This is a genomic window from Oerskovia sp. USHLN155, from assembly GCF_037145535.1.
In the GTDB taxonomy this organism is placed as follows: domain Bacteria; phylum Actinomycetota; class Actinomycetes; order Actinomycetales; family Cellulomonadaceae; genus Oerskovia; species Oerskovia rustica.
Map to the genome: position 1 here is coordinate 1 of NZ_JBBCXG010000020.1, position 9,820 is coordinate 9,820.

9 protein-coding genes and 2 pseudogenes are annotated in these 9,820 nt (G+C 73.7%); 10 read left to right on the forward strand and 1 reads right to left on the reverse strand.

What is annotated here, in order from left to right:
- The 10 genes and pseudogenes from WFH32_RS19120 to WFH32_RS19165 form a co-directional block, all read left to right on the forward strand.
- Window positions 1-676: pseudogene (locus tag WFH32_RS19120) on the forward strand (hypothetical protein); the annotation flags it as partial.
- Window positions 677-876: 200 nt separating this feature from the next.
- Window positions 877-1,329 carry a hypothetical protein gene (locus WFH32_RS19125; protein ID WP_191794584.1) on the forward strand — a complete coding sequence of 151 codons (453 nt, stop codon included), beginning with the start codon at window positions 877-879 and terminating at the stop codon, window positions 1,327-1,329.
- Window positions 1,326-1,649, forward strand: a complete 324-nt coding sequence (locus tag WFH32_RS19130; protein WP_191794585.1) for a winged helix-turn-helix domain-containing protein — start codon at window positions 1,326-1,328, stop codon at window positions 1,647-1,649. The genes WFH32_RS19125 and WFH32_RS19130 overlap by 4 nt, the downstream gene beginning before the upstream one ends.
- Before the next feature lie 131 nt (window positions 1,650-1,780).
- Window positions 1,781-2,461 (forward strand): DNA-3-methyladenine glycosylase I, encoded by a 681-nt coding sequence (locus tag WFH32_RS19135; RefSeq protein ID WP_191794586.1) that lies wholly within the window; start codon window positions 1,781-1,783, stop codon window positions 2,459-2,461.
- A 44-nt stretch (window positions 2,462-2,505) separates the two neighbouring features.
- Complete coding sequence (locus tag WFH32_RS19140) at window positions 2,506-3,951, forward strand: L-serine ammonia-lyase (protein ID WP_191794617.1); 1,446 nt, start codon at window positions 2,506-2,508, stop codon at window positions 3,949-3,951.
- 55 nt (window positions 3,952-4,006) lie between these two features.
- Window positions 4,007-5,314, forward strand: coding sequence for a sensor histidine kinase (locus tag WFH32_RS19145; protein ID WP_336708876.1), 1,308 nt, complete (start codon window positions 4,007-4,009; stop codon window positions 5,312-5,314).
- A gap of 17 nt (window positions 5,315-5,331) precedes the next feature.
- Window positions 5,332-5,991 (forward strand): response regulator, encoded by a 660-nt coding sequence (locus WFH32_RS19150; protein ID WP_191794620.1) that lies wholly within the window; start codon window positions 5,332-5,334, stop codon window positions 5,989-5,991.
- Window positions 5,992-6,117: 126 nt separating this feature from the next.
- Complete coding sequence (locus WFH32_RS19155) at window positions 6,118-7,326, forward strand: hypothetical protein (RefSeq protein ID WP_336708877.1); 1,209 nt, start codon at window positions 6,118-6,120, stop codon at window positions 7,324-7,326.
- Window positions 7,327-7,410: 84 nt separating this feature from the next.
- A complete protein-coding gene (locus tag WFH32_RS19160) occupies window positions 7,411-8,526 on the forward strand; it encodes an App1 family protein (protein ID WP_191794589.1) in 1,116 nt (371 codons plus the stop codon).
- 67 nt (window positions 8,527-8,593) lie between these two features.
- Entirely contained in the window at window positions 8,594-9,634 is a 1,041-nt protein-coding gene (locus tag WFH32_RS19165) for a hypothetical protein (protein WP_336708878.1), read from the forward strand.
- A gap of 76 nt (window positions 9,635-9,710) precedes the next feature.
- On the opposite strand, the pseudogene WFH32_RS19170 reads toward WFH32_RS19165, so the two are convergent.
- Window positions 9,711-9,820, reverse strand: a pseudogene (locus WFH32_RS19170) (ferredoxin); the annotation flags it as partial.

A 9,820-nucleotide genomic window follows, 5' to 3' on the forward strand; every position in this document is an offset into this window, starting at 1 on the left:
GGTGAACGCGGGATCGCAGCAGGTCGCCGACGGCGCAGCCGCTGCGGCAACCGGTGCCACCACCCTCAGCACCAAGCTCGGCGAGCTCGCCCCCGGCGCGGCGAAGATCTCCGACGGCGCAGCCGCTGCGGCAACCGGTGCCACCACCCTCAGCACCAAGCTCGGCGAGCTCGCCCCCGGCGCGGCGAAGATCTCGGTCGGCGCGCTGGCGGCGGCAGACGGTTCGGGAACCCTCTCGACGGGCGCCAAGGGCCTCGCCGCAGGCAACGCCAGGCTTGCCACGGGCGCTCGGGACCTGTTCGCGGGCACCACGAAGCTCGAGGACGGGTCGCTCAACCTCCACACGGGTATCAACGCCCTGTCGAGTGGTGCGGCGACGCTCGCAGCGGGCAACACCGCGCTCGCCGAGGGGGCGGGCACCCTGCACGCCGGCACGACGACCCTCGCGGACGGCGCGGGCGTGCTCGCGAAGGGCAGCTCGACGCTGGCCGACGGTGCGGGCACGCTCGCCGACGGCACGGTCGAGATCTCGGACGGTACGACCAAGATGAAGTCGGACGTCGAGAACAGCCCGGCCGGAAAGCTCTCGCTCGGCATGTCGGCGATCGCGGGCGGGAGCCTGCTCGCCGGTGTCGTCGGGATCGGACTGGGTTTGCGCCGCCGGCTCACCATCTGACCGGCTGACCTGCGCGATCCCGCGCGGCGCCTCACAGTCGACGGTGACGCCGCGCTTCTCGAGGGTGGCGGGGCCGCGTCCATGACCTGGACGCGGCTCCCGCCGCCCTCGCTCTGCGTCCACCCCCGGGCTCGGCTCCGCGAGGATGCCCATCTGGTATCTACTTGCCAAGTAGGAAAGTAGGTGCTTCGATGGACACCATGAGCAACGACGCACTCTCCCCCACCGCCCCGACTCCCCGTGAGGCCGCCGCCGCACTGGACCTCGCGACCCGCAGCACTGCAGCGACCGCGGGCATCGGGCACCGCTGGGTCCAGAGCCTCCTCCTCGCCTGGGCCGCCATGACGATCGCCGTCGTGCTGCTCGTCGGCCTCGGGGGTGTGCCGGGGATCATCGTCGGCTCGCTGATCGGCCCGCTCTTCGCGGGCACGGTCGCGATCTGGGCCGCTCGCCAGGGCATCCGGGCCCGCAGTCTGAACGGTCGCTACCTGCTCGCCGTCCTCCTCTGGGCCGTCCTCTACGGCGCGGCGCTCACACTCGGCCTGCCCGGGCAGGCCGGCAACCTGGGCTACTGGCTCCCTGCCGCCCTCGCCACCGCCCTCCCGATGCTCGCTGCCGCCCTGTGGCCCCGCCGCGAGGAGCAGGTGCGATGACCGAGACCCACCCCCGCCACCGGCTCGACGACGTCATCCACTCCCCCGTCCGGCTCTCGGTCGTCGCGGCGCTCGCCGGGGTCGAGAAGGCCGACTTCAGGTCGTTGCGCGACGCGATCGAGGTGTCCGACTCGGCGCTCTCCAAGCAGCTCACGGTGCTCGAGGACGCCGGCTACGTCGAGATCACCAAGGACCGCGTGGGCCGCCGCCCACGGACGTGGGCAGCCCTCACACCGGCTGGCCGGACCGCTCTCACCGCGCACCTCCAGGCGTTGCGCGCGATCGCCGAGCAGCAGCTCCCGGCGGTCACCGACGCCTGATCCACAGGGGCTGTGGACATCCCCCAGGGCCTGGGGACGCGAGCTGTGCACAGGCGCATGGGCGGGCCCCCGTCCCCACAGGGGGACCGCGCACACGCCGCACGTTGGTGCCGTGCGGAAGAGTGGGAGCCATGACCACGACCGAGGCCACCGGCCAGCACGCCCCCGAGCCCGCGACGCCGCTCGCCGCACCGGCCGACTCACCCGTCTCGCCGCCCGCGGGTGCCCGCTGCTTCGGCGACGGCGACCCGCTCTACGAGGCGTACCACGACACCGAGTGGGGGGTCCCCGTCCACGGGGACGAGGCGCTGTTCGAGCGGCTGGCGCTCGAGGCCTTCCAGTCCGGCCTCGCGTGGATCACGGTGCTGCGCAAGCGCCCCGCGTTCCGCGAGGCGTTCGCGGGCTTCGACCCGGAGGTCGTCGCGCAGTTCTCCGAGGAGGACGTCGAGCGCCTGCTCCAGGACGCCTCGATCATCCGCAACCGGATGAAGATCGAGGCCACCGTCTCCAACGCGCGCGCCCTGCTCGCGCTGCACGAGCAGGGCAGGACGCTCGACGAGCTCGTCTGGTCGTTCGCCCCGGGCGGTTCACGCGCGCCCGACGGCGGCACTCCCCTCGATCGCCCACGTCCCGCGACCTTCGCGGACCTCGCGGCCAGCACCCCCGAGTCGGTCGCCCTGGCCAAGGCGCTCAAGAAGGAGGGCTTCCGCTTCATCGGCCCGACGACGGCCTACGCGGCGATGCAGGCGTGCGGGCTCGTGGACGACCACCTGGCGACGTGCCCCGTCGCGACCGGAGACGTTTTGCTATAGCAGAACGGTTCCATCTTTTGAGACAGGATGCGATCATGAGGACCATGTCCTCGTACGTCAGCGTCCTCGACCTCTTCTCGGTCGGCATCGGACCCTCGAGCTCGCACACCGTCGGCCCCATGCGAGCGGGCACCACGTTCGCACGCGCCCTCGACGAACGGGGAGCGCTCGACCGGGTCGCCGCGGTCAAGGTCGTGCTGTGCGGCTCGCTCGGCGCGACGGGGATCGGCCACGGGACACCGGACGCGGTCGTCGCGGGCCTGCGCGGGCTCGACCCCGAGACCTGCGACCCCGACGACGTCCCGGGGAGCTGGGAGCGCCTGGGCGACGGCCACGAGGTCCGGCTGCTCGGCCGCCGGGTCGTGACCATGGCGACCGCCGACGTCCGCCTCGCACCGCTCACCCGGTTGCCCGGCCACCCCAACGGGATGCGCTTCACGGCCTTCGACGCTGCCGGCGACGTCGTCGCGGAGCAGGTGTACTACTCGGTCGGCGGTGGATTCGTCCTCACGGAGCAGGAGCTCGAGGCCGCCGCCGCGAACGAGGAGGCTCAGCACGCGGCCGAGCTCGCGGGCGCACCGATCGACCCCGCGACCGAGCCCTCGGACGTCCCGCACCCGTTCGCCAACGCGGCCGAGCTCCTCGCGTCCTGCACGCTCGAAGGACGCAGCATCGCCGAGACCGCGTGGGAGAACGAGGTGTCGCTGCGCCCCGCCGCGGAGGTCGGGGCGGGGCTCGACCGGATCTGGCGCACCATGAGCGAGTGCGTGGACGCGGGCCTCGACCGCCACGGCATGCTCCCGGGGAGGCTCAAGGTCCGCCGTCGGGCGCGCGCCCAGCGCGAGAAGCTCGAGGCCGCGGAGGCCGAGGGCTCCTCCGACCTGTCGATCGAGTGGCTCCAGGCGTACGCCATGGCGGTCAACGAGGAGAACGCGGACGCGCGCCGCGTCGTCACGGCCCCCACCAACGGTGCGGCCGGGATCATCCCGGCTGTCGGACGCCACTTCCTGCGCATCCACCCGGACCTCTCGGCCGACGAGGAGGCCACGCGCCAGGCCATGCGCACCTACCTGCTCACCGCAGGCGCGATCGGCGCGCTGTACAAGCGCAACGCCTCGATCTCCGGCGCGGAGGCCGGGTGCCAGGGCGAGGTCGGCTCGGCGTGCTCCATGGCCGCGGGGGCCATCTGCGCGGTGCTCGGCGGTACCCCGGCGCAGGTCGAGAACGCCGCGGAGATCGCGATGGAGCACAACCTCGGCCTCACGTGCGACCCGGTCGGCGGCCTGGTCCAGGTCCCCTGCATCGAGCGCAACGCGATCGCGGCGTGCACCGCGGTCTCGGCCGCCAAGCTCGCCCTCCAGGGCGACGGCGCGCACGTCGTCTCGCTCGACACCGTGATCGAGACCATGCGCCAGACGGGCCTCGACATGTCGACCAAGTACAAGGAGACGTCGACGGGCGGCCTCGCGGTCAACGTCATCGAGTGCTGACGAGCGGCCCTGGTCCCCAGGAGCGGCGCCGACCGACGACTGACATGATGTCGAGATGTCCGGCTCGTCCCCCGAGGCAGCTCGTGCCGCATCGAGACCACGCGTCTCGCTGCGCGCTCTCGTCGCGCCCCTGACGTCCGGGGCCACAGTGAGGGCGGGGGTGTTCCTGGTCGTGGGTGGGCTCGTCGCCGGAGCGTACGGGCTGCTGATCGAGGGCTTCGCGCAGATGTTCGCGGACCCGCGGACCGCGACTCCCACGACCGCGGCACTCGCCGTCGTGGCGACGACGCTCGCCGTGGCGCCGCCTTTCCTCGCCCCGGTCCGGACCGTCGAGGTGCTCGCGGCACGCACGCTCCTCGACGTCGACGTCCCGACCCCGTCGGGCCGACCCCGCCCCGCCGCTCGGTGGCGGGGTGCGGCATGGTTCGCTCTCCACCTCGTGCTCGGCCTGGTCGTGGTCGTCTCGCTGCTGGTCGTCGTCCCGCTCGTGCTCGACCTCCTGCTCTCGGTGCTCGGCACGCGGTCCGTCGTCGGACCTGGTTGGCTGCCGGCCTGGCTGGCACACCCGCCCGTGCGTCTCCTGCTCGCGTTCCTCGTCGTCGTCGCCCTGCCCTACGTCGTGGTCGGGGCACGGGCGGTGCTGCGCTCGGCGGCTCCGGTGCTGCTGGGCCCCGACCAGAGCGAGCGGATCGCCGAGCTCGAGGCGCAGACTGCACGTCTGGTCGCACGCAACCGCCTCGCGCAGGACGTGCACGACGGGGTGGGCCACGCCCTGACGATCACCGTGCTGCAGGCCGCGGCCGCGGCGCGGACCGTGGAGTCCGACCCTGTGGCCACCCGCCGATCGCTCGCAGCCATCGAGGAGACGGGACGCCACGCCATGGCAGAGCTGGACGACCTGCTGCGGCGCTTGCGCAGCCCCGGGTCGGCACCGCTGCCGGGGCGCGACCCGTCGCCCGGGGACGACGACCTCACGACCCTCGTACGACGCGCCCGGGAGACGGGCGCGGACGTCACGCTGGACCTCGTGGGGGACGTGGGGCGGGCACCGGACGAGGTGGTCCACGAGGTCTACCGGGTCGCCCAGGAGTCCCTCACCAACGCGTTGCGGCACGCTCCGGGGGCTCCGGTCGCGGTTCGGGTCGTGCGCACCGCCGACCTCGGCGTCGAGGTCCGGAACCCGTTGCCTCCCGGACCGCGGGTGGCGGAGGAACGGCGTGGTCACGGCCTGGCCGGCATGCGCGAGCGCGTGACGGCTCTCGGCGGCACGCTCGTCGCAGGGCCCGACGGCGGAGCGTGGGTCGTGCGCGCGTCGTTGCCCGTCGTGGAGGACGAGCAGGAGACGCGGGAGGCGAGCACGTGAGCCCGGACAGACGGCCCATGGCCACGGGACCCGACGTGGTGCGCGTCCTGGTCGTCGACGACGAGCCGCTCGTGCGGGCAGGGCTGCGCGTGATCCTCGGCGCCGAGCCTGACATCGAGGTGGTCGGAGAGGCCTCGGACGGTGCCGAGGTGCCGGGAGCCGTCGCGGCGACCCGACCCGACGTCGTGCTCCTCGACGTCCGCATGCCGCGGGTCGACGGGATCGCTGCGACCAGGGCGATCGTCGCCCGCGACCCCGCTCCTCGGGTCCTCGTCATGACGACCTTCGAGCACGACGACCACGTCCTCGACGCGCTGCGTGCCGGCGCTCACGGCTTCCTCCTCAAACGGGCGCGCCCGCAGGACCTGGCCCAGGCGGTGCGCGTCGTGGCGCTCGGGGAGTCGCTGCTCTTCCCCGACGCGGTACGCCGGCTGGCGACCGCTCACCCCGCTCGCGGGGACGCCCTGCGCTCGGCCCGGCTCTCCGAGCGCGAGGGTGAGGTCCTGCGGCTCATGGCCACCGGGAGGTCCAACCAGGAGATCGCGAACGAGCTGTTCCTCGGGGTCGAGACGGTCCGCACCCACGTGGGGAACCTGCTGGGCAAGCTCGGGGTCCGCGACCGGACGCAAGCCGTGGTCGCGGCCTACGAGTCGGGCTTCGTCCGCCCTGCCCTCTAGCCGGTGGCGCTCCCCCGCCCGGGGGACCCCGCTCACCGTCGCGGGTGATCCGTGCCCGGCCACGGACGGCGAACCTGGAGGGACAGCTCGCCGGAGACAGCCGGCGACCCTCCCCGAGGAGCGACCGTGAAAGACATTGACATGACGGGCGGCGCCACGACCACCGCCCGACCGGGTACCCAGGGCCTGCAGCCGGACCGTCCGTCCGAGGGCACCGGGGCCCCGCCCGCGCCGCACGACGGGCGCCGGCCGACGGCCCCGCGGTGGCCGCGCCGGGTCCCTCCGATGACGATCGCGTGGTGGACCGCCGGGGCCCTCACCGCCCTCGTCGCCGTCCTCACCGGGCGGAACCTGCCCGTCGGGGCGGGGACGCCGGACGCGGCGGGGACGATCGTCGATTCCGTCCCGAGCAGCAGCCTGACCGCGGTCCTCGCGACCCTCGGTCTGGTCGGGGCAGCGCACGCGACCTGGATGACGACTCGCGCCGACCACCCGGCGACGCGCAGGGTGCGCGCTGCGGCGGTCGCGGTCTCCGGGCTCGTCGCATCCGCCGGCGTCGTGTTCGCCGACACCAGCCTCCTCGCCCGCATGGGGTACCTCCCGGTGGTCCTCGTCCGGGCCCCGTTCGATCCGGCGCTCGCGGGGGCCGTCGACCAGTACGTCGCGCCGGCGTTCCTGCTCCAGCTCGGCGTGCTCGTCGCCCTGGTGCTCCTCGCGGTCACGACCGTCCTCTTCGTCCGGCGCAGCAGCGGGGCGTGCGAGGTCTGCGGACGCCTGGACCCTCCGGCTGACCACCACGCACCGGCACCGGCCGGGCAGGTCTCCGCGCGACCGTCGGGCATCGTGGCCTGGGGTCGGCCCGCCGCGATCGTCGCAGCGATCATCCCGTGCGTGTATGCCGCCACCCGGCTGATCTGGGTCCTGGGCTATCCGCTCGGGCTCGATCCCGAGATGTACGAGCAGGACGCGGGCAGGCTGGTCGCCCCCGCAGTGGGGCTCTCGCTCTTCGCCCTGGTCGGTGCCGTGCTGACGCTCGGCCTCGTGCAACGGTGGGGCGAGGTCTTCCCTCGCTGGATCCCGGGCCTCGCCGGACGACGCGTCCCGGTCGCGCTCGCGGTCGTTCCCGCCTCGGTCGTCACGGTCGCGATCCTTCCGGCCGGCCTCTCGATGATCAAGGGTCTGCTGGAGATGTCCCCGTCAGAGGTGCTCGGCAACTGGGCTGCGTTCGGTCCTGGCGTGCTCTGGCCCCTGTGGAGCGTGGCCCTCGGGGTCGCGACGGCCGCGTACGCGACCCGGCGCCGCGGCACGTGCCCCACCTGCGGCCGCACCTCCTGACCAGCGGGTTCTTCCTGGTTCAGCCGATGAACCTCGCGTCCGTGTGCCAAGGTGGGAGACCAGCACCTTCGACGAGCGGATCCCATGCACCAGACGCACCTCCCGTCCCCGACCCCTCCCGTACAGCGGCTGCACCTCTCGGCCCGCCTCGAGGACCGCATCCGTGCGGCTGCGGTCAAGTTCCTGCGGTCGCGGGGCTGGACGCCGCGCATCGAGGCGTACGTCGGGTACGGCAACGAGGGGTCGGTGCGCGTGCTGGCGCGCGTGCTGCTGAGCCGCCCGCACCGCCGGACGGACCTGGTCTGGAACCGGCGCGGGTGGCGCAACTACCTCACGGTCTCCGCGCCGGGCGAGGTGGTCCGTGCATCGGTCACGCGGACCGACGGGTCGGGCCAGGAGGAGCGCCTGGTGACGGACCTGCCCGCCGACCGCGACGGGTACGTGGACGGGATGCTGGACGTCGCGCTCGCCCCGGGGTGGCACGACGTCCAGCTCGCCACGGCGAGCGGCGCGGTCGCGACGGCACGTGTCTTCGTGGTCGGGGCGGGGCGGCGCCTCGGTGTCATCAGCGACATCGACGACACCGTCATGATCACCATGGTCCCCAGCCTGCTGCGCGCGGTGTGGAACACGTTCGGTCTCCATGCGAGCGAGCGGCGCCCGGTGCCCGGCATGGCCGACCTCTACCAGGGCATCGCCTCTGTACATCCGGACGCTCCCTTCGTGTACCTGTCCAACGGCGCGTGGAACTCCGCGGGGAACCTGGAACGCTTTCTCGACCGCAACGGCTTCCCGCCCGGGGCACTCCTGCTGACCGACTGGGGTCCTACCGCGACGGGATGGTTCCGCAGCGGGCAGGAGCACAAGGGCAACGCGATCGACCGGCTCGTGCGCGAGCTGCCCGACGTCGGCTGGCTGCTGCTCGGCGACGACGGCCAGCACGACCCCGAGATCTACGACGCGGCAGCGACGCGGCACCCGACGCACGTCGCCGCCATCGGCATCCGCCAGCTCAGCCCCGCGCAGAAGATCCTCGCCCACGAACCTCCCGCGCCGTCGTCGGGCAGGACCGGAACCTTCCTCGGGACCGTGGCGGCGCCCGGACAGCGCCGCACCCGGCGCCCGGCGCACGGCGTCCCCACGGCAGGCGGGCCCGACGGCGGGGCGCTCGCTCGCGCACTCGGGCGCGCCCTGCGCTGAGCCAGCCCGGGACCGGGCTCGGGACGTCCGGGATGCCCCGTCCGTCACGAGATGTTTCGCTGGAGGCATGACCGACGACAAGGAGCGACCAGGCCCAGCAGGCGACCAGGACCCCACGGAACCGATCAGGCCCGCCTTCCCGGCGCCGGGCGGCATCACCGGAGGAAGCGTCCCACCCGCCGAACCCATCCCGAACGCGCCGGACCCGTTCTCCGCCACGGGAGCCTCGACGCCGCCCGGCGGACCCGGCGAGCCACCGCCCGGAGGTCCGGCAGAGCCCCCGGGCAACCGCGCCTGGTGGTGGGCGCTGGGTGGGCTGGTGCTCCTCGCGATCGTGGCGGTCGGCATCTGGCTCGCGACCCGTGGCGACGCGGACGCCGACGCCGCCGCCTCGCCCGCCCCGACGCCGTCGGCCACCGTGAGCTCGCCGAGCCCCTCCGAGGAACCGACCCCCGAGTCCACGGCCACCACGGCCGCGCCCACCCCGGGCTGTGCCGCGACCGAGGCGGTTACGCCTGCGGGCGCGAGCACGCACCAGATCCTCGACGTCGACGGCGACGGGCGCCCCGACACCGCCTGGCTGACCGGCGGCGCGGACCGGACGTTCGGCATCACCACGGCGTCCGGGGCGACGTTCTCCGCTCCCGTGACCTCGGCGAGCCCGGTCCCGGCGAGCGCGATCGTCAACCTCGTCGCGGCGGGCGACGGCGAGGCGCCGATCGCGCTGGTCGACGTGGGACGCGAGGTCCTGCTGTTCTCCGTCGCGGACTGCGCCGTGACCGTGACGCAGAACGCCCAGGGCCAGCCGTACACGTTCGACAAGGGGTTCACCGGCTTCGGGACGGGGGTCGGCTGCACGGCCGTGGACGGCGTGCTGCACCTGGCCGGACTGAACGCGACCTCGGCGGACGGCGCGACGTACACCGTCGAGAGGACGTTCGTCGCCCTCGACGCACAAGCGCGGAACGCCACGAACGGTCAGGCGGAGACCGTCGCCGAAGGCGCTGCGGCGACCGACCCCGTCGTCGTCACCGCGCAGGAGACGAGCTGCGGCGACCTCGTCGCGGGCGGCTCGGACCCGGGCGGGCCGGTCGAGCCGCAGGCCTGAGAACGGCCGAGAACGACGTGGGGGCCGTCATCCGGTGGATGACGGCCCCCAGCACGTTCTCGACGGCTCGCGTTCCTCAGGCCTGCGGGGCCAGGGCCGCGATCATCGGGTCGTCCTTCTCGATCATGCCCATCTTCGCCGCACCACCCGGCGACCCCAGATCGTCGAAGAACTCCACGTTCGCCC